Raw genomic sequence first — 19,957 nt, 5'->3', positions numbered from 1 at the left:
GAGGAGTGTTGACCATGCATTATCTCATATATGTTAGTTCGGCGAGCTATCTTCTGGAGGACGCCGAACTAAAAGATATTCTGGGAAAAAGCCGTACCAATAATGCCATGGTCGATGTGACTGGTATGCTGCTCTATAAGAACGGCAGCTTTATGCAAGTGCTCGAAGGCGAAGCAGATACCGTTACAAAAACTTTTGCCCGGATCAGCGAAGATAAGCGGCATTCCGGAATCATTGTTCTGTGCGAAGAAAAAGCGGAAAGTCGCATCTTCCAAGGCTGGTCGATGGGCTTTCAAACTCTAACCCCCGGTGATGTAAAGGATATCCCGGAATTTGCCGAATTTAAAAACGGGCGCTTCACGGATCCGTCTATTGTCGAGAACCCGCATGTCGCCGTCAAGCTTCTTAAGACTTTCTATCAATGACTTGCTGCGCTTGAGCATACTATTTTCAGCAAGCAGTCAGGAGTTCCCGCTTAAAAAAAGAAGGGGCCGAAGCCCCTTCCCGATTGCTGAACCGATGTAGATTATAAGGATGGAAGCGGCGGGAGTTCCTGGCCCAGCCATTTCTCGGACAGCTCATTGAGCTGACCACCCAGCTTTTTATGCAGGATGAAAACATTCACCCATTGCAGAAGATCGATCTGGCCCTTCTTGATGCCGATAAAGGCCGGGCTTTCCTTGATAATGAACTTGGTCTCGATATCAAGGCCGGGATTATCGCTGGACAGCTTGGCGGCGACCGTATTGCCGGTGACCAGCACATCCACCTGCTTGGACAGATAGGCGGAAAGGTTGGCCGCGTTATCGCCAAAGCGGATAATCTCAATCCCTTCAGGGCCTTTTTCGGTCAACTCCAGATCCTCAAGCGTACCGCCGGTTACACCGACTTTCTTGCCTGCAAGATCCGCAAGCGAGGTGATAGCCATTTCGGATGTCGAGAAGGCGCCTGAGAAGAACGGTGCATAAGCGCTTGAAAACCAGATGGATTTTGCACGCGTCGGGTTTGCCCCCATGGAAGAGATAACAAGGTCGACCCGATCGGTTTCAAGGAACGGAATACGCTGTTTCGAAGTGACGGGCACCAGTTCCAGCTCGACACCCAAATCCTCGGCGATCAGCTTGGCGACATCCACGTCATAACCGACATATTCCCCCTCTGCCCCCAGGGAGCCAAACGGCGGAAAGTTTTCCGGAATGGCGATCTTGACAGTGCCCGCCTCCAGAACATCGGAAAGGTCCGCGGATGCCGGGCTGATGGCGGCCACCCCTGCGAGGGCCAGGGCCAGAAAGCCCATTTTTAGTTTTTTTATCATGAAGTAACTCCTTTTCTGTTGATGCATTTACCCATGCCTGGGTGTTGTTTCACGCGGTTGTGGGAAGTTTCCTTTTGGGGACCGAACCCAGCTTTCGCTCCAGATAGCGGGACCAGTAGGACAAGGGAAAGCAGAGACAGAAATAGATCAGCGCCATGATCGGAAAGATAATATAGGGCTCGGTTCCCGTGACCGGCGCATTGGCCCAGCGTTTCCCCACATTCATCAGGTCGTGAAAGCCGATGATATAGGCGAGTGAGGTTCCCTTGATAATCTGCACCATGAAGCCGACGGTCGGCGCGAGGGACAAGCGAAAGGCCTGCGGAAGGATGATCAGCCGGACAATCTGCAGGAAGCCAAGCCCGAGGGAGCGCCCCCCTTCCCATTGCCCCGCCGGGACCGCCTCCACCGCGCCGCGCCAGACATCCGCAAGATACGCGCTGGCATAGACCGTGAGCGCGATACTCGCCGCCAGCCACGGATCGATGACAATACCGAACAGACGCGGGATACCAAGCCCAAGCAGGAACAGCATCAGCAAGAGCGGCACGGACTGGAACATCCAGATATAGCTCGTCGCCGCCATCTTCCCGTATTTCGACGGGGAGGTTTTCACCAAGGTGATCAGAAGCCCGACAATCCCGCCGCCGATAAAGGCGATAAGCGAGAGATAGATCGTGAACTGGGTCGCATCGATCAGCTGGAAGAGGACAATCCCGAACGGCTTTCCAAGAACTGCAACAAAGGCGTCTTTCATCGCACGCCCTTCCATTTGAACAGGCCGCGATGCAGAAGCTGCAGCAGTGTCTTGAACAGGAGCGCCATGGCGATATAAATGACGGTGATGGAGAAAAAGACCTCGAATGAGCGGAAAGTCCGGCTGTCGATGTAAAGCCCCGCATACATCAGGTCCCTCACCCCGATCTCGGCGATCACGCCCGTGGTGAGAAAGAGAAAGATAAACTGGCTGTTGAGCGAGGGATACATCATCGCCACGGCCTGCGGAAAGATAATCTTGCGAAAGATAACCGGCTTTTTAAGGCCGAGAGAGGCCGCCGCCTCGATCTGGCCACCCGGAATGGCGCTGAAACCTGAGCGCAAAATCTCGGCAAAATACGCAGAGAAATTGATGGTGAGGGCCAGCAAGGCATGGCCCCAGAACGGCCATTGATAGCCAAGTAAAAGCGGTAGACCGAAGGCCACAATAAAAAGCTGCACGATCAGCGGTGTATTGCGGATAAATTCGGTGTAGACGGTCGAAACCTGCTGCAATACAGGCACTTTGGAATAGCGAAAGGACGCCAGAAGAGTCGCGAAAATCAAGCCCATCAGACCGCCGCCAACGGCAAGTGCCGCGCTTAGTCCCGCCCCCTCCGCCAGCAAGGAGAGATATTCTCCGCTGCGGTATATTTCAAAGAACCTGAATTCCAAGGCACATATCCCACTCTGTTCCCCTGTATCAGCAAGAAGAATGCCATATTAGGATGTCTTGTTTTCTATGGGAAAATGGCGGATCAGATTCAAAATATGCTTAAAAAATACTCAAGCGCAACAAAGAGCCTTCTTTTTAAGCAGTCGGCGGTTAGCCTTGAAATGCCAGCATTGTCCAGTGCACGCCGTTGGCCTGGTTGTCCGGCTGGATGGACTCCGTATGGCGTTCACGGACCAGGCGCAACCCGGCCTGTTTGGCGAGTTCGATTGTTGCCGCACCCGTTACCTCGAATATCTGTCGACCTCTCGGTATAGGACCATGGCGAAGCGACATAATCAGACTTGCCCCCGGGCTCATAAGGGAAGCAAGCACCTGCATACCCTTGATCCTCTCCTGCATGTCCAGATGCATCCAGACGCCGGCAAGCAGGATAAAATCAAACGCGCCTTTTCGTCCTGCAAGTGCGGCAAGTTCGGGAAGGCCGTCATCGATCCATTCAATATCATGAGCCGCGTGAATTTTCTGACCGGCGTTACGCAGGGCATCGGTCGGCTCCACTGCCGTTACCTGATGGCCTTGCACCGCAAAGTGAGCCGCGTCCCGCCCGGTCCCTGCCCCGATATCCAGCAGGCAAACCGGTTCAACCGGCATCAGGTCGAGCATAACCGCATGCACATCATCAAAGGCCAGTGCTTCAAAGCGCGGAATTAACCGCTCCGCCGTCTCCGTATAGGCTGCAGTACCCGGAAGTTCCATCTATGCTTCACACATGCTGGCCGCCGTTGATATGAACCTCCGCACCGGTCACGTAGGACGATGGCGCATCGCAGAGGAAATAGATGGTGGAGGCCACTTCTTCGGGCCGGCCCAGACGGCGGAGCGGGATATCCTTGATCATGTCTTCCGTTCCCGGCGACAGGATGGAGGTGTCGATCTCGCCAGGTGCGATGGCATTGACGCGGACACCGTAGGGGCCGAAATCCGACGCCATTTCCCGCGTCAGCGCCGCAAGTGCCGCCTTCGACGTACCGTAGGCCGAGCCCGCGAAAGGATGGACATGCCCCCCGGCGATGGAGGTGACATTGACGATGGCGCCCTTCCCGGCCACCAGCTCGTCGAACAACCCTTGCGCCAGCATCAGCGGCGCAAACAGGTTGACGTTATAGACATGCCGCCAATCGGAGAAGTTCGAATTAAGGGTGTTGAAACGCTCCCCCTCTGGCCCCTTGGGCGATACGCCAGCGTTATTCACCAGTGCATGGAGAGGTGCGCCGTTAAGCTTCTCGCGGATATGATCGATGGCTGCCGGAAGCGCCTCAATGTCCGCAAGGTCGATCTGCAAATGATCCTTCTCGCCGCCTTCCCAGGGGCAATATTCTGAAAAGGCCTGACGCGATACCGTCAGAACCCGCCAGCCCGCAGCACTAAAGCGTTTGACTGTGGCGTGCCCAATCCCCCGGCTCGCGCCGGTCAACAATAGAACTTTCCCTTTGTCTGGCATTTAACCCGTTCCTTGAATAAATAAGGCGCCCATACTTCAAAATCGCGCTTAATCATAGCCGTGCCCGGTCCTTGAGGGAACCGCGATTACACTCCACCGGGGAAAAGGATCATTCCGATCCGTATTTCGCGAGAATCAACTCCGCAGGCACCCGCCGCTCCACGATATCGGCCGCCATGTAGGTAAGATAGATGAGTTCATCATCCGTGATTCGGTGCGTCCTGATAATCTCGATAAGATAGTCGACACCGCTTTTCTCCCCGTTCAGAACAGATTCATATCCGTTGATTGCAGTCGTCATAACCGAATTCAATGCCCTTCTCCCTTGCTTTGAAATACGCATTGGAAAGGAGGTGCCAATCCTTTCTCGATATCAGTATATATATTTTTTTAGTAGTTTGAAGATTAAATTAGTACTAATATATATTTTTTTAGTATTTATTTTAAATTTTATGAGATATGATGCCCGGCTTGATACACCATGAATGCTGCTTTTGGTACTGATAGATGGATGACCGCGAAATATACAGACGAATACGGGAAACAAGGGAGTATTTGGGACTTTCCCAGAAAGCCATTGCAGGAAGGCTGGGCTGCAGTCATCAGGCCTGGCAAGGCTATGAGGCGGGAAATAACCTGCCCGGCGGCAAAATTCTGCAAAGACTTAATATATTAGGTATCAGCATCGACTGGCTTCTCACTGGCCGCGGCGCTATCGCCGAACCCGGCACGGGCGATGACAACAGCGTTCTGGCCTTCGTACCGCATGTGGAAGCGCAGTTGGCAGCGGGCCATGGCTCCATCAATGACCGTCTGCAAATCCGCGACTACATCCCCTTCACGCGCAGCTATCTCCTTCGGAAGTTCGGCCGCAGTTCAGTGGACGGGCTCGCTGTTCTGGAGGTCAGTGGCGACAGCATGGAACCGACCATCAGCGACGGCAGCCTGGTAATGGTCGATCAGACAGACCCGGATGTCTCCGGCTCGATCATGGCGTTCGTGTTCGAGGATTGTGCCTATATCAAGCGGCTACAGAAGTTTCCGGGCGGTATCGATGTGGTCAGCGACAACAGGGACTTTTACCCCCCCCACCAGATCCGCAATGCCGATCTTGACCAGTTGAATATTATCGGCCGGGTCCGCTGGATCGGCAAGTCGCTCTAGGCGCCCTTCCGCCCGATTTCTGTCTTACTTATGGATGTCCGAATGTGCGGCTTCCAGCTCGTTAAGGCGCGCCGCAAGATAACCGGAGGGGCGGCTGAACCGGGCCAACAAAATATAGACCACCGGCACGACAAAGAGCGATAGAACGGTCGAGAATATCAAACCACCGATGATGACAATGCCGATGGCCTCCCGGCTTTCCGCGCCCGCGCCGGTTGCGATTGCGAGCGGAACCGCCCCGAGGGCCGTTGAAATCGTCGTCATCAGGATCGGGCGCAGCCGGATGATCGCCGACTCCTGTATCGCGGTGAGGATATCCGCGCCCTCGTCCCGGAGCTGGTTTGCAAATTCCACGATCAAAATCGCGTTCTTCGCTGTCAGCCCAATCAGCATGATCATCCCGATCTGGCTATAAATATTGAGCGTCAGCCCCGCGAGCAAGATGGAACCAAGCGCGCCCGTAATGGCGAGCGGCACCGTCGTCATGATGATCATCGGATGGATGAAACTTTCGAACTGCGCGGCAAGGGCGAGAAACACCACCAGAAGCGCCGTCACGAATGTGAAGACCAGCGCCTGATTGGAGTCCTTATACGAACGGCTGAGACCATCATAGGAGATCGTCGCTTCCTCCCCGGCTTCCTCCCGGACAATGGTCTCCAGATAGTTGAGCGCCTTTTCCAGCGTGTAGTCCGGCCCGAGAGAAGCGGAAATCTCAATCGTGCGCAGGCGGTCAGTGCGCTTGAGCTCACCCGGCCCTGCCTCTTCCCTTAGCGTGACAAAGCCAGAAAGCGGGATCAGCTGATCCGCCACCTCGGAGCGAACATAGACATTCGACAAATCATCGCGACTGCCACGATCTTCCTTGCGGGCCTGCACGATCACTTCATACTGCTTGCCGCCCTGGTCATAGGTAGTGACATTGCGCGCACCCATCAGTGTTTCAAGGGTTCGGCCAATGGTTTCGATCGTCACCCCGAGGTTAGACGCGCGCGCACGATCGATATCCAGATGGATCTGCGGCTGGGTTTCCTCAAAATCCTTGGTGATATTGAGAAGCTGCGGATTTTCCTGTGCGCGTTCTATAACCCTATCGACCCATTCATTGATGATGTCATAGGAGGGACCCCCGATGATAATCCGGACCGGGGCGGAAAAGCCGCGCTGACCGAGACTGGCGGGATTAATCGCATAGACCTTTACGCCAGGGATGGCGAGCAGCTTGGGGAACACTTCATTGACAATTTCCTGCTGTGACCGTTCCCGCTGCTCCCAAGGGACAAGACCGACCAGCATGAAGGCCTCATTGACTGGTCCCGGCTGGCGGAAGGTGCCGAGGAAGGCAAAAAGGCGTCGCGCCTCCCCGCTTTCTTCGAGGGGTTTCAGAACCTCTTCGATCCTGTCGACATTATTGCGGGTATATTCCATGGTGGCCCCTTCAGGGCCTTTCACCGGCATATAAAAGACGCCGCGATCTTCGGTCGGAGCGAATTCCTTCGGGATGATCTCGTAGAAGTTATAGGCCAGCGCCGAAAAGCCGATGGCAATCGCCACGACCACCAACGGAATTTTCAACGTCCATTTCAATGCGCCGCCATAGAGAGCGGCAAGGCCGGTGAAAAGACGCTCCGTCGATTTATAGAACCAGCCTTCCTTATTCGTCTCAACCAGCAGCTTGGAGCAGAGCATCGGTGTCAATGTCAACGCAACGAAGGACGAAAACATGACAGCGGCGGCAACGGCAACGCCAAACTCCCGGAACAACCGGCCCGTTGTGCCGTCAAGGAAGGAAATCGGGATAAAGACAGCGATCAGGACGATGGTCGTCGCAACAACGGCGAAGCCGACCTGCTTCGCGCCCCGGCTCGCCGCGAGGAGAGGTGGTTCCCCCGCCTCGATCCGGCGATGGATATTTTCCAGCACGACAATCGCGTCATCGACAACAAGGCCGATGGCCAGCACCAGCGCAAGCAGCGTGAGCACATTCACGGAATAATCGAGCGCGCCGAGAATGGTCAGCGTGGCAATGATCGAGACCGGTATGGCAACGGCCGGAATAAAGGTGGCCGCGATGGAGCGCAGGAAGAAAAAGATAACCAGAATGACCAGAACCATGGCAACGCCGAGGGCGAAGAACACCTCCTTGATCGATTGGCTGATGAAGACCGACTGGTCATAGGACACTTGGATGTTCAAGCCGGTGGGAAGATTGTTCTGCAGCCGTTCGACAATTTTCTTCACACCATTGGCAACCTCCAGCACATTGGCGCCCGATTGGCGAACCACGCCAAGACCGATGGCCGTCTGCCCGTTGACCCGGAGGTTCGTCCGGTCGTTTTCCGGCGCGATCTCCACTTCGGCCACATCGCCGAGGCGCACCCGGCCGTCGGCATAGTCATAAAGGATGATCCGGCGAAATTCCTCGGCTGTTCTGAGATCCGACTGGGTCTTGATGCTGAATTCCCGCATGTTCGATTCAATCCGGCCGGAGGGAATTTGCACATTCTGTTCGCGAATGGCGTATTCAATATCAGCGACCGTTATGCCCCGCGCGGCCATCGCCGGCGTATCAAGCCAGATGCGCATGGCATAGCGGCGGGCGCCGCCGATGCGCACATTTGCCACCCCGTCAACCGTCGATAAGGGGTCGACAAGGTTTCGTTCTGCATAGTCGGTAAGTTCAAGCTGGTTAAATCTATCACTGGTCAGCGACAGCCAGAGGATGGGCCGGGCGTCACTCTCGGATTTTGAAATACGCGGCGGGTCCGCCTCTTCGGGAAGCTGGTTGACGATGCGGGAAATGCGGTCGCGCACATCGTTTGTCGCGGATTCAATATCCCGGTTCAGCGAGAATTCCACACCGACCGTGGAATATTCTTCCCGGCTGGTGGAGGAAATCCGCTCCACCCCGCTGATCCCGGCGACTGCATCCTCGATCACCTGGGTTATCTGGCTTTCGATAATTTCCGCCGACGCGCCGCGATAGGAGGTCTGGATCGAGACATTCGGGCTGTCGATATCCGGATATTCCCGAACGCTTAAGGATTGATAGGAAAACAGGCCGAAAAGGACCAGTACTGCCGAGAAAACGATGGCCAGAACCGGACGCTTGATGGCGAGGTCAGGCAGCCGCATTATGATGCCTCAGAGGTTGAAACCGATGCGCTCGGGTTGACCGGCGCACCATCCTTGACTTTCTGAAGGCCTTCAGTGATCACCTGATCACCTTCATCCAATCCCTCAATAACTTCCGCAAACCCCCTGATACGACGCCCGATTTTAACCGGTGTGCGCACCGCCTTGCCATCCGAGACCGCATAGACGATAGGCCCGGAAATCGTGAGCACAACCGCCTCTTCAGAGATCAGCAGGGCATTTTCATCGACACTGATCTGCAGCTCGACCGAGAGGAACATGCCCGGTTTCAGAAGCCCGTCTTCATTCGGGACCGATCCACGCACCCGGACGGCACGGGTAAATTCATTCACCCGGGTGGAAATGGTATCAACCTCTCCTTTGAATAATCGGTCGCGATAAGCGACATTCTTCGCAGAGAAATTCAGTCCCGGGCCGACATCGGCGATATATGTCTCCGGCAGATCGAAATCCACCTTGATCGTGTCCGTATCGTCGAGCGTGGTAATAACATCCCCCGGCTGCACGAGCGAGCCAACGCTCACCTCCCGAAATCCGAGAACCCCGGAGAAGGGTGCCGCGATCCGGTAATCGCTGAGCCGCGCTTTTCCGGCCGAGACCGCCGCCTCCGTCGCCTGCAACTCGGAGAGAAGCAGGTCGACCTGCGCCTTGGCGACATTTCGCGTGGCATAGAGCTTCAACGCCCGGTCATAAAGCTTCTGCGAATTGTCGCGCGCAGCCTCCGATTCGGTCAAGTTGGCGCGCAGTTCCGTATCGTCAAGCTGAACCAGCAGCTTGCCGACCTTCACTTTTTGTCCCTCATTAAAGTCCAGTGTATTGATTTTGCCGGTAACTTTCGACGTAATCACCACCGATTCATTGGCTCTGGCCGTGCCGATAGCCGTGATGGTGCGGGGCAACGCCCTGCTCACAACCGCAGAAACAATGACGTTCTGAGGCGGTCGCGCGGGACCCTTGGTCGCCTGTGCTTCGCCGTTACCGCCGCCGATGAAGGGAAGCTGGTCCTGATAATGCCACGCCCCATAGCCCAATGCGGCAATGACCACTATGATGGCCAATTGTGCTGTTTTGTTCATTTGTATTACATTTCACTCTGCACGTATCATAACAGAATTGAGACTGAATTGCTTGAAAAGCAACAAAAAAATCTGCACATACATAAAATTGATCATTTTTCGAGGCGTTGAATCGACTGCATATGACAACCTATCTTTTTACCCATCGTGATTGTCTGTTTCATGACACCGGTGTCGGGCATCCGGAACGAGCTGATCGGTTGAGGGCTGTCCTGCATCAGCTAGATCTTGAAAACTTCCCGGCCCTGGAACGTGTGGACGCCCCCCTTGCGTCACGCGAGCAGCTTGCTTTGGCCCATACGGAGGCTCATCTGGATGGGCTGGTGGCGCGGGCGCCGGTCGCTGGCATTATTAATCTCGACCCCGATACAAAGATGTCGCCCGGCTCGCAAATGGCCGCGATGCGTGCCGCCGGCGCCGTTATCGCCGCCATCGATGCCGTCATGAAAAATAAGAAGAGCAATGCTTTTTGCGCCATCCGTCCGCCGGGCCACCATGCGGAGGCGGACCGGGCCATGGGCTTCTGTCTTTATAATAATGTCGCCATCGGCGCTTACCATGCGCGGAAAAAATACGGGCTTGAGCGCGTTGCCGTCGTCGATTTCGATGTGCACCATGGCAATGGCACTCAGGCGATTTTCGAAAAAGACGCAGGACTGCTCTATGCCTCCAGCCATCAGGCGCCCTTTTATCCCGGCACGGGCGATGCCAGCGAAACCGGGGTTGGCAATATTGTGAATGTTCCCCTTGCCGCCGGATCAGGCTCCCGCGCCTTTCGGGAGGCCTATGATAATATTATCCTCCCCGCACTGGAGGCTTTCCGCCCCGAACTGCTGATAATTTCCGCGGGCTTCGATGCCCATGAAAAAGACCCGCTCGCCAACCTCAATCTGACCGGTGCCGATTATGGCTGGATCACCAAAAAGCTGGTGGCTCTCGCGGACAGGCATGCGGCAGGTCGTGTTGTTTCTGCCCTCGAAGGCGGTTATGATCTGGAGGGGCTGGCCGATGGGGTGGATGCCCATGTGAAAGCATTGCTCCGTGCTTAAGAGAAGAGTATAAGACGGCAAAGGAGAAATCATGTCTGACCCGAATAGCCAGGAAATCCCCGCCGATATCGAAAAAATGAGCTTCGAGGAAGCTCTGAATGAGCTGGAACAGATTGTCGAAAAGCTTGATTCCGGCCAGGTCGATCTCGATCAGTCCATCGATATCTATACCCGCGGTTCCCTGTTGAAACAGCATTGCGAGGCCAAGCTCCGGAACGCGCAGGAGCGGGTCGACAAGATCGTCGGCAAGAACGGCAATCTGTCGGTCGAGCCGGCAAATGTTGAATAGGCTTAGGCGTGGCGGATTGAGACATTAAAATGGAAGATGATTTCGGCAAGGCCCTCCGTCAGACTGCCGAGCTGATGGACCGGGAGCTTCGTGAGTTCCTGCCTGAAAACAACGGCCTTGAAAAGCAGCTCTATGAAGCGATGCGCTATTCGGTTCTCTCCGGCGGAAAGCGCTTGCGCGCCTTTCTGGTTATTCAGGCGGCGGATCTCTTTGGTGTGCCGCGCCTGCATTCGACGCGCGTTGCCTCGGCACTTGAAATAATTCACAGCTACTCCCTCATCCATGATGACCTACCCTGCATGGACGACGATGATTTGCGCCGGGGAAAGCCGACGGTGCATAAGAAGTTTGACGAGGCGACAGCCGTGCTCGCCGGGGACGCGCTGCAATCGCTCGCTTTTGAGGTTATCGGCGATGCCCAAACCCATTCCTCGGCAGAGGTGCGCGTCAAGCTGGTCTCAAAACTGGCGCGCGCCATCGGAATGCGCGGCATGGTCGGCGGGCAGACAATGGACATCTACGCCGATGGCGATAATATCGATATTGTCACCATCACCCGGCTGCAGCAGCTCAAGACCGGCGCGCTCATTACCTTCGCCTGCGAGGCGGGCGCCATCCTCGGGCATGCATCTCCGCCACAGCTGCAGGCGCTCAAAGCCTATGCACATGATTTAGGGCTGGCCTTTCAGATTGCGGATGACATATTGGATACTGAGGGCAGCCCGGAAGATATGGGCAAGGCAACCGGCAAGGACGAAGCGGCAGGTAAAGTCACCTTTGTTTCGCTCATGGGGCTGGAAGAGGCTAAAATCCATGCCGGCATGCTGGTTGACCAGGCAATCGATCATCTGGGACCTTTCGGACCGAAGGCTGATCTGTTAAGACATGCGGCGCGCTTCGCGATTGAGCGCCGCAACTGAAGACGGGTGAATATTTTGACGACGAGACCGGCTACCCCATTACTGGACACCATCGATTATCCGCAAGCCATGCGCAACCTGACGCTGCCAGAGCTAGTACAGCTCGCCGATGAGCTGCGTCAGGAGACAATCAGCGCTGTCTCCGTGACCGGCGGGCATCTGGGCGCGGGCCTTGGCGTTGTCGAACTCACCGTGGCGCTTCATCATGTCTTTAACACCCCGGCCGACCGTCTGATCTGGGACGTCGGCCATCAATGCTATCCGCATAAGATCCTGACCGGACGGCGCGATCGTATTCGTACCCTGCGTCAGCCGGACGGTCTTTCCGGCTTTACCAAGCGGGCCGAAAGCGAATATGACCCCTTCGGCGCGGCGCATTCCTCCACTTCCATCTCCGCAGGGCTTGGCATGGCGGTCGGGCGCGATCTGCAGGGACGGCATAACAATGTCATCTCCGTGATCGGCGACGGCGCGTTGAGCGCGGGCATGGCCTATGAGGCGATGAATAACGCCGGCGCCATGGATGCACGGCAGATCGTTATCCTCAACGACAATGACATGTCCATCGCCCCGCCCGTCGGCGCGATGAGCGCTTATCTCTCCCGACTTCTTTCGGGCAAGCCCTATCGCAGCCTGCGGGAACTGGCGAAACAGGTCGCCTCCCTCCTCCCTGATCCACTGGAGCGGACAGCCCGGCGCGCCGAGGAATTCGCACGCGGCATGGTCACCGGCGGCACATTGTTTGAGGAGCTTGGCTTTTACTATGTCGGGCCGATCGACGGCCATAACCTTGAACATCTGATCCCCGTCCTGAAAAATGCGCGGGAATCGAAATACGGGCCGATCCTGATCCATTGCGTCACGCAGAAGGGCAAGGGCTACCCGCCCGCCGAGGAAGCGGCCGATAAATACCATGGCGTTTCCAAATTCGACGTGATTACCGGCGCGCAGGCGAAATCAAAACCGAACGCGCCCTCCTACACCAAGGTCTTTGCCCAGAGCCTGATTGAGGAAGCTCGCCACGATGACAAGATTGTCGCCGTGACCGCCGCCATGCCCGATGGCACCGGCCTTGATCAGTTTGCCAAGGAATTCGCGAACCGCTGCTTCGATGTCGGCATTGCCGAACAGCATGCCGTCACCTTTGCCGCCGGTATGGCAACAGAAGGATTGAAGCCGTTTGTTGCGATCTATTCCACCTTCCTGCAGCGCGCCTATGACCAGGTGGTGCATGACGTGGCGATCCAGAACCTGCCTGTGCGTTTCGCCATGGACCGGGCCGGGCTTGTCGGGGCGGATGGGGCAACTCATGCCGGTTCCTTCGATATTACCTATCTCGCCACGCTGCCCAATATGATGGTTATGGCCCCGGCGGATGAGGCGGAGCTGAAACATATGGTCGCGACCGCCGCCGCATATAACGAGGGGCCTTGCGCCTTTCGCTATCCGCGCGGAGAAGGCATCGGCGTTGATATGCCGGAACGGGGCGAGGTGCTGGAAATTGGCAAGGGCCGGATGATCAAACAAGGCGATAAAGTCGCCATTCTCTCCTTCGGGACTCGGCTGAAAGAGGCGCTGATCGCAGCGGAAGAGCTGGAGGCCAAGGGCATTTCCACGACCGTCGCCGATGCGCGCTTCTGCAAGCCGCTCGATGAAGAGATGATCCGCGACCTCGCCAACCACCATGAAGTTCTGATTACCGTCGAGGAAGGCGCGATCGGCGGTTTCGGTAGCCATGTGATGCAGTTCCTTAGCCTGAACGGCCTTCTCGATAATGGGCTCAAGATCCGGCCGCTCTGCATGAAAGATATCTTCATCGACCAGCAGAAGATCGAGGATATGTATGACGAGGCCGGGGTCAATCACGGACAGATTGTCGAAGCGGCCCTCTCCGCCCTCGGCACCGGCAAGGCGAAACAGCGGAATATCTCCGCCATCTAGGCAGACAAAATGACAGAGCTCCCGCAAAGGCTTGATCTCGCGCTTGTCGCCCGCGATCTGGTGAAGAGCCGCGCGAAAGCGCAAAGCCTGATTGCGGAAGGGCGGGTTTCCGTCGATGGCGTCACTACGACAAAGGCAACGCGAAAAGTCACCGATGGAATGATACTCAGCGTGACGGTACCGGATATCGACTGGGTCGGACGGGGGGCGAAAAAACTCCTCCCTGCGCTTGATCATTTTGCCATAGAGGTCCAAGGGAAAACCGCCGCCGATATCGGTGCCTCAACCGGTGGATTTTGCCAGGTATTGCTGGAACGCGGCGCGGCGCGGATTTATGCGGTGGATGTCGGCCATGGGCAGCTCGATCCGTTGGTTGCCGAAGACGCGCGCATTATCAATCTTGAAAAGACCAATTCCCGCGATCTCGACGAGACGCTGATCCCCGAGCCGCTTGATCTTATCGTTGCGGATGTCAGTTTTATCTCGCTTCAAAAAGCGTTGCCCGCCGCGCTCTCCCTCGCCGCTCCCGGTGCGCATCTCTTGGCCCTCGTGAAGCCACAGTTCGAGGTCGGCAAAGGCAATGTCGGCAAGGGCGGCATTGTCCGGGACGAGGCTCTCGCCGCCACCGTACCTATTGTGTTGGAAGACTGGATCAACGCCCTTCCCGGCTGGTCCTCCCTTGGTTATATCGACAGCCCGATTTTGGGAAGTGATGGCAATAGGGAATTCCTGATCGGAGGCCGTTATGACGGTTGAGCTTGTGATTGACCATATCGGCGCAAGCGGCGACGGTATCGCGGAACAGGACGGCAAACGCTTTTACGTCCCTTTTTCCGCCCCGGGAGACTGGCTGCGCGTCTCTGTGCTGGAAGAGCGGGGCAACGGAAATGTTGCCGCGATTGAGGAAATCTTCACTCCCGGAACGGAGCGCATCAAGCCCGCTTGCCGCCATTTCGGCACCTGCGGTGGTTGCGGCCTGCAGCATCTCGCCCCGGACTTCACGGCGAACTGGAAACGCCAGCGCATCGTTGACTGCCTGTCCATGGCGGGCATAGAGAGCGCAGAGGTTTTGGAAACAGTTACGAGCCCCCTGGCAAGCCGGCGGCGGGTCGAGTTTATCGCCTCAAAACGCAAGAAGGGCGTGATGATCGGCTTTCACCTGCGCCGTAGCCACCAGATTTTCGATATCGGCGACTGCCCGGTGATTGATGAGACGCTGCTCGCCCTCGTAAAGCCGCTCCGTGCCCTGTTGCCACCCCTCTTGCCGCGCAATAGTGAAGCAAAGATCATGGCGACGATAACGGAGAACGGCCCTGACTTGCTGATCACGGCGAAGAAGGAGCTGGATCTGGAAACCCGTGAGGCGCTCGCCGCCTTTACCGGGGAACAGAAGCTCGCCCGGATCGCCTGGCAGCAAAGTGCAAAAGAAATCCCGGAGGTTATCGCCGCGCGCCTGCCTGCAGAAATCAGGCTGAATGATGTGCCCGTTACTCTTCCGCCCGGCAGTTTCCTGCAAGCAAGCAAGGCAGGTGAGACGGCGCTCGCCGATTTTGCCCGCGATGCCCTGAGTGAGGCACGGAATATCACCGATCTTTTCGCCGGGGTCGGCAGCTTCACCTTCCCGCTCGCGGCCAGTGCCCGGGTGCATGCGGTGGAAGGGGATGCGGAACTGACGGCATCCCTGCAGGCCGCCGCAAACCGCGCCATTCTGCCCATCACATCCGAGACACGCGATCTGTTTCACCGCCCACTGCTAACGGACGAACTCAACGCTTTTGACGGCCTTGTTTTCGATCCGCCGCGGGCTGGGGCGAAAGCGCAGGCCGAGGAGATTGCGAAATCTGATATCCCGACCGTCGTGGCGATCTCTTGCAATCCGGTCACTTTTGCACGGGATGTCAAGGCGCTGATGGATGGAGGATACAGCCTCGATAAGGTGCTGCCCGTGGATCAATTTCTCTTCTCACCGCATATCGAGATGGCGGCGACCCTGAAACGAAACTGACAGATTATTTCGGCAGGGAGAAGGGTTTCGCCGGTACGGTCTGCAGCGCGCCGAAGATCGGCCCGCTCACATAATCAACCTGCATCTTGAAGGCCGCACGGGCCAGCGTATCGTTATCGACCGATCGCCAGATACATTTTTTCTTGTTCTGTTTGGCCCGTTTGAAGAAAGCCTCGATTTGCGACAGCTCCAGGCTCTCATGCCCCGCAAGCGTCATCGCGAGGATGGGAAGGTCGCGAATGGCGTCGAATTCATTCCAGCTCGGCCCGACCTCGAACGTGAATCCGAGCACAAGCTGGCGCAGCGAGGTGAAAATCTGGCGATAACGACTGTTCGGCACACCTGCCGCGATATCCTGCACATTCAGGACCAGATGCCATTCCGTATAATCCGGCAAGGATGCGAGAATACGGGCATATTTGCTCCGAAAATAGCTGTTGGCCAATGTTTCAAAATGAACGGGAAGGAAGATGACCGGCTTGTTCCCGGCCCCGCCGAGCTTCTTGAAGATCGTTCCCGTCTCGCGCAAAATCACGCAATCCATTTCCGCACGCAGCCGCGGCGATTCGTTAAACAGCGGATCATTCGCCGCCACGTCCGCCTGCTCGTCATCGGCATTCGTCATGCTGACCGCTTCATACATGCCGATAAAGCCCTTGCGCCGGTTGATCAGCGGACGGAAGCGCACATTAAGCTCGGTTTCATGTTCCTGAAAAACGCGCTCCTCCCGCCCCTTTGCCTTGACGATGGCCGCGCGGAAACATTTAACCAACCCGTCGAGGGATTTGATTTTATCGAGCCCATCAAAATCCTCGATTTTTAGCATCGCCGCTTCGACAGAGATCAACTCCCCGCCCGGGAGTTCGCCGAACAGTTTGTTGACCAGATCATGTGCGATGGTTTTGGAGCGCTCCAGCGCCTCCTCACGCGTGGCATCCGCAAACAGCAGGGCGAAATGCCCGTCATCAAGCGGGACAAACACGTCATGACGGTCCAGCTTGCGGCTGATAAAGGCGTCCGCAATCTCCATCACATTTTTCTTGATGCTGCCCCATTGCTCGGCATATTGCGCCTTCACCTCATCGAGGCCGATAATCTGGATACTGCCGGTAATCAGGTTTTCAAGGGCCTCATGGTAGGTCTTGCCGAAAGGTCGCAAAAAACTGGTGGCTTCCCCGATTTCATAATGCTTCACCTCTCCGGCGGCGGAATCCGGTTTTTTATCTTCCGTCTTTCTGCCCTGGTTAAAGTAGTCGGGATTGATACCCGAGCGATGCCCGATTTGGTTCCGCATCCTCACCTTTTCTTTAACTGCATCCAGTAAATTCATAGCTCCCATAGGGCGAACCCTAACGATGAATTTTGTCAGAATAGAGTGTAGAAAAGGTTAATTCGATGGTCAGGAACATGCTATACCGGCACAGTAAATCATCGGTTGCACCCTGCCCGAAGGAACGCTATTTTGCAGCGAATATCAGGGCTGAATACCGCAGAAACGAGCGAATAATGGTAGAAACTCCGCATTTTCTCGATACCACGGGCCTCAACTGCCCGCTGCCCGTCCTGAAGGCGAAAAAGGCGATGAAGGCACTGAAGGAGGGGGAGCGGCTGAAAGTGCATGCGACCGACCCGGCCTCAACCATCGATTTCCGGCATTTCTGCGATGTCAGCGGTTATCTGCTTGAAAATATGCGCGAAACCGACGGCCTGTTCGAATATATCATCGTCAAGCAGGCGACCACTTAGTTAGCTCGCGTTTCCATATCCCGTATCGCCGTTGGTAAGCGCATGCCCGTCCTTGTGGCCGGACGGCGGGACGAAGGGGTCCGGTTCCGCCGCGCCGATACCGCGATAGACCGACATGGACGGGAAGGCAAAGCCGGTGCCCGCCTGCTCGACAATGCCCTTGATGGCATAGGCGAAATCCTGCTTGATATCGAGCCATTCGCCCCATTTCGTCGTCTTGGTGAAGCAATAGATCATGATATCGATACTGCTGGCGTTGAAGCTGTCGGTCACGACGAACATCAACGCCTCTCCCGGTTGGGCGAAGTCCTTGTTTCCAACGAGGTAATTCTGGATATTTTCCGTAACCTCCTGAAGCTGCGCCACGGTCGTCGAATATTCCAGGCCGATTTTCCAATAAATGCGCCGATGCGTCATTTCCGAGAAGTTGGTGACCGCCTTGTCCGCAAACACAGCATTCGGAACAATGGTGATCGCCTTGTCAAAGCGGCGGATCACGGTGGAGCGAAAGCCGATTTTCTCAACTGTCCCCTCGACCACACTATCGACCAGCACCCAATCCCCGGCCTTGAAGCGCTTCTCGGCAAGGATGAGAAATCCGCTGATCAGGTTTTTGAACAGATCCTGCGCACCGAGGGCGACGGCGACACCGACGATGCCGAAACCCGCAATAATCGGCCCGACCTGTATCCCCCAGAGCTGCAGCACCGTCGCCGCACCAAGACCAAAAACCAGCCCCTTCATAATCTTGACGAGAAACTCAACCATCTCCGCCGAGAACAACTCCTCCAGCTTGCCGAGCAGGAAGGTCAGCGGACTGATGGCGCAATAAAGGGCCCAGAAGAGATTAAAGACAATGAGGGAACGGATAATCTTGCCCGCCGCAAGAGAAAAATCCGGATCTTCATCAAACCCGGGAATTTCCAGCGCCAGATAAATGCCGATCACCACCGGGATAAAGCGAATCGGCCCCTTCAGTGCGGTAATCAGGTGATCATCGATCTTGCTATCGGATCTTTCGGCGAACTGGATCAGGCGATTGATGACGAACTTGGTGAAAATACCGCGCACCAGCAGAGCGACCAGAATAATCCCGAGAGCAATGATCAGCGAGCTGAAATCAATGCCCGCGTACCCCTCGTGCCAGACTTCTTTGACGATTTCCCAAAAATCCCAGAAATTCTGCACTTTATGCCTGTCCTATTCGTCCGTTTTAATGCGTTGCCGCCCTGCATAACGGGTGGCGCCCGCGAAATCAAATGTTGCCGGAGGGAAATTACCTTAATGGCCTAATTCAAGCGATAACCTTAAGCAAATGACTAACATCCTGCTCACTCGTATTCCAGGAAGTTACAAGCCGCACCTCGCCCGCGGACTCCTCTCCATTCCGATAGTAGAGAATGTCGGAAACAGCAAGGCATTCAAGGGAAACCTCCGGCAACCGCGCGAAAATCATGTTGGCCTCTACCGGGTACAGAACCTCCGCTCCCGGGATCGCGGAAATCCCCTTGGCGGCCTCCCGCGCCATCCGGTTGGCATGACCCGCGAGATCGAGCCAGAGATCATCGGTCAGATAAGCATCGAGCTGGGCCGAGAGATAGCGCATTTTCGAAAACAGATGCGCGCCGCGCTTGCGCCGGAATTCAAACTCGCGCGCTTTCTCCAGATTGAAGAAAACCACCGCTTCGGTGCCCATCGCGCCATTTTTCGTCGCCCCGAAGGACAGAACATCGACCCCGGCGCGCCAGGTGACATCGGCCGGCGCGCAGCCAAGATAAGACAACGCATTGGCAAAGCGGGCACCGTCCATATGCAACCCGAGATCATATTTCTGCGCGACTAATCCGATCTCGGCTACTTCCTCGGGCCGGTAGACAGTGCCGCTTTCGGTGGCCTGGGTGAGACAGATAACGGCGGGCTGCACATGATGGACATTGCCTGCACCGGAGTTTTTGAGCGCCGCATCCAACTCAGCCGCCCGCAGCTTCCCCCCTGCGCCGTCAAACTTTACGAGCTTCGCGCCATGGGTATAAAACTCCGGCGCACCGCACTCGTCATGCTCTATATGGGCAAGCTGGTGGCAGTAAATGGACCCGTAAGGCGGCGTCATCACGCTGAGGCCGAGGACATTGGCGGCCGTTCCCGTGGCAACGGGAAACGCACGGAGGTCGCATTCGAAAATTTGTTTAAGCTTTTCTTCAACCCCGCGGGTGAGCGGGTCATTGCCATAGCTCGGCATGGGCCCTGCGTTGGCCTTTTGCAGCGCGGCTATAATTTTCGGCGCGACAGGCGCCGAGTTATCACTTGCAAAATTAACGACTGTTCCGTTCTTCACCATCTGACTTTACACGTTCCACTACTGC

20 protein-coding genes are annotated in these 19,957 nt (G+C 56.2%); 9 read left to right on the top strand and 11 right to left on the bottom strand.

What is annotated here, in order from left to right; all coding sequences use genetic code 11:
• Positions 1–14 precede the first annotated feature (14 nt).
• Positions 15–425 carry a BLUF domain-containing protein gene (locus tag P1U71_RS05965; protein WP_301104649.1) on the top strand — a complete coding sequence of 137 codons (411 nt, stop codon included), beginning with the start codon at positions 15–17 and terminating at the stop codon, positions 423–425.
• Between the two features lie 101 nt (positions 426–526).
• Here the strand turns inward: P1U71_RS05965 and P1U71_RS05960 are convergent, their stop codons facing one another.
• The 6 genes from P1U71_RS05960 to P1U71_RS05935 form a co-directional block, all read right to left on the bottom strand.
• Complete coding sequence (locus P1U71_RS05960) at positions 527–1,315, bottom strand: transporter substrate-binding domain-containing protein (protein WP_301104648.1); 789 nt, start codon at positions 1,313–1,315, stop codon at positions 527–529.
• A gap of 49 nt (positions 1,316–1,364) precedes the next feature.
• The gene (locus P1U71_RS05955) at positions 1,365–2,072 is read right to left on the bottom strand and encodes an amino acid ABC transporter permease (RefSeq protein WP_301104647.1); all 708 of its coding nucleotides are present in this window, start codon (positions 2,070–2,072) and stop codon (positions 1,365–1,367) included.
• Entirely contained in the window at positions 2,069–2,746 is a 678-nt protein-coding gene (locus P1U71_RS05950) for an amino acid ABC transporter permease (RefSeq protein ID WP_301104646.1), read from the bottom strand. The genes P1U71_RS05955 and P1U71_RS05950 overlap by 4 nt, the downstream gene beginning before the upstream one ends.
• A 151-nt stretch (positions 2,747–2,897) precedes the next feature.
• On the bottom strand, positions 2,898–3,503 hold the full coding sequence (locus P1U71_RS05945; protein ID WP_301104645.1) for a bifunctional 2-polyprenyl-6-hydroxyphenol methylase/3-demethylubiquinol 3-O-methyltransferase UbiG: 606 nt from the start codon (positions 3,501–3,503) through the stop codon (positions 2,898–2,900).
• Positions 3,504–3,510: 7 nt separating this feature from the next.
• The gene (locus tag P1U71_RS05940; protein ID WP_301104644.1) at positions 3,511–4,248 is read right to left on the bottom strand and encodes an SDR family NAD(P)-dependent oxidoreductase; all 738 of its coding nucleotides are present in this window, start codon (positions 4,246–4,248) and stop codon (positions 3,511–3,513) included.
• Positions 4,249–4,357: 109 nt separating this feature from the next.
• Positions 4,358–4,549 (bottom strand): hypothetical protein, encoded by a 192-nt coding sequence (locus tag P1U71_RS05935; protein ID WP_301104643.1) that lies wholly within the window; start codon positions 4,547–4,549, stop codon positions 4,358–4,360.
• A gap of 206 nt (positions 4,550–4,755) precedes the next feature.
• Between P1U71_RS05935 and P1U71_RS05930 the strand changes: the two genes are divergently transcribed.
• A complete protein-coding gene (locus P1U71_RS05930; RefSeq protein WP_301104642.1) occupies positions 4,756–5,412 on the top strand; it encodes an XRE family transcriptional regulator in 657 nt (218 codons plus the stop codon).
• 24 nt (positions 5,413–5,436) lie between these two features.
• Here the strand turns inward: P1U71_RS05930 and P1U71_RS05925 are convergent, their stop codons facing one another.
• Together P1U71_RS05925 and P1U71_RS05920 are read right to left on the bottom strand one after the other, a co-directional pair.
• Positions 5,437–8,547: an efflux RND transporter permease subunit gene (locus P1U71_RS05925; protein WP_301104641.1), complete on the bottom strand. Its 3,111-nt coding sequence runs from the start codon at positions 8,545–8,547 to the stop codon at positions 5,437–5,439.
• Entirely contained in the window at positions 8,547–9,644 is a 1,098-nt protein-coding gene (locus P1U71_RS05920) for an efflux RND transporter periplasmic adaptor subunit (RefSeq protein ID WP_301104640.1), read from the bottom strand. The genes P1U71_RS05925 and P1U71_RS05920 overlap by 1 nt, the downstream gene beginning before the upstream one ends.
• Before the next feature lie 122 nt (positions 9,645–9,766).
• Here P1U71_RS05920 and P1U71_RS05915 point away from each other — a divergent pair, with 122 nt between their 5' ends.
• From P1U71_RS05915 to rlmD, 6 genes are read left to right on the top strand one after another with little or no spacing between them, the layout of a single operon-like run.
• Entirely contained in the window at positions 9,767–10,693 is a 927-nt protein-coding gene (locus P1U71_RS05915) for a histone deacetylase family protein (RefSeq protein WP_301104639.1), read from the top strand.
• A gap of 31 nt (positions 10,694–10,724) precedes the next feature.
• A complete protein-coding gene (locus tag P1U71_RS05910; RefSeq protein ID WP_301104638.1) occupies positions 10,725–10,982 on the top strand; it encodes an exodeoxyribonuclease VII small subunit in 258 nt (85 codons plus the stop codon).
• A gap of 29 nt (positions 10,983–11,011) precedes the next feature.
• Entirely contained in the window at positions 11,012–11,902 is an 891-nt protein-coding gene (locus P1U71_RS05905; RefSeq protein ID WP_301104637.1) for a polyprenyl synthetase family protein, read from the top strand.
• Positions 11,903–11,917: 15 nt separating this feature from the next.
• On the top strand, positions 11,918–13,843 hold the full coding sequence (gene dxs / locus P1U71_RS05900) for a 1-deoxy-D-xylulose-5-phosphate synthase (RefSeq protein ID WP_367281136.1): 1,926 nt from the start codon (positions 11,918–11,920) through the stop codon (positions 13,841–13,843).
• Positions 13,844–13,852: 9 nt separating this feature from the next.
• Positions 13,853–14,599, top strand: coding sequence for a TlyA family RNA methyltransferase (locus P1U71_RS05895; RefSeq protein ID WP_301104635.1), 747 nt, complete (start codon positions 13,853–13,855; stop codon positions 14,597–14,599).
• Positions 14,589–15,848 carry a 23S rRNA (uracil(1939)-C(5))-methyltransferase RlmD gene (gene rlmD / locus P1U71_RS05890; protein ID WP_301104634.1) on the top strand — a complete coding sequence of 420 codons (1,260 nt, stop codon included), beginning with the start codon at positions 14,589–14,591 and terminating at the stop codon, positions 15,846–15,848. Before P1U71_RS05895 ends, rlmD begins: the two co-directional genes overlap by 11 nt.
• A gap of 4 nt (positions 15,849–15,852) precedes the next feature.
• Here the strand turns inward: rlmD and P1U71_RS05885 are convergent, their stop codons facing one another.
• Positions 15,853–17,142, bottom strand: coding sequence for a hypothetical protein (locus tag P1U71_RS05885; RefSeq protein ID WP_301104633.1), 1,290 nt, complete (start codon positions 17,140–17,142; stop codon positions 15,853–15,855).
• 212 nt (positions 17,143–17,354) lie between these two features.
• Here P1U71_RS05885 and P1U71_RS05880 point away from each other — a divergent pair, with 212 nt between their 5' ends.
• A complete protein-coding gene (locus tag P1U71_RS05880) occupies positions 17,355–17,594 on the top strand; it encodes a sulfurtransferase TusA family protein (protein ID WP_301104632.1) in 240 nt (79 codons plus the stop codon).
• On the opposite strand, the gene P1U71_RS05875 is transcribed toward P1U71_RS05880, so the two are convergent.
• Positions 17,595–18,782 carry a mechanosensitive ion channel family protein gene (locus P1U71_RS05875; protein WP_301104631.1) on the bottom strand — a complete coding sequence of 396 codons (1,188 nt, stop codon included), beginning with the start codon at positions 18,780–18,782 and terminating at the stop codon, positions 17,595–17,597. It lies immediately after the preceding gene.
• A gap of 106 nt (positions 18,783–18,888) precedes the next feature.
• Positions 18,889–19,932: a low specificity L-threonine aldolase gene (locus P1U71_RS05870; RefSeq protein ID WP_301104630.1), complete on the bottom strand. Its 1,044-nt coding sequence runs from the start codon at positions 19,930–19,932 to the stop codon at positions 18,889–18,891.
• Between the last annotated feature and the right edge of the window lie 25 nt (positions 19,933–19,957).

Source organism: Sneathiella sp., from assembly GCF_029233945.1.
Taxonomy (GTDB): Bacteria; Pseudomonadota; Alphaproteobacteria; order Sneathiellales; family Sneathiellaceae; genus Sneathiella.
The sequence above is the reverse complement of the archived record's forward strand: the minus strand, read 5'-3'. Positions and strand labels throughout refer to the sequence as shown.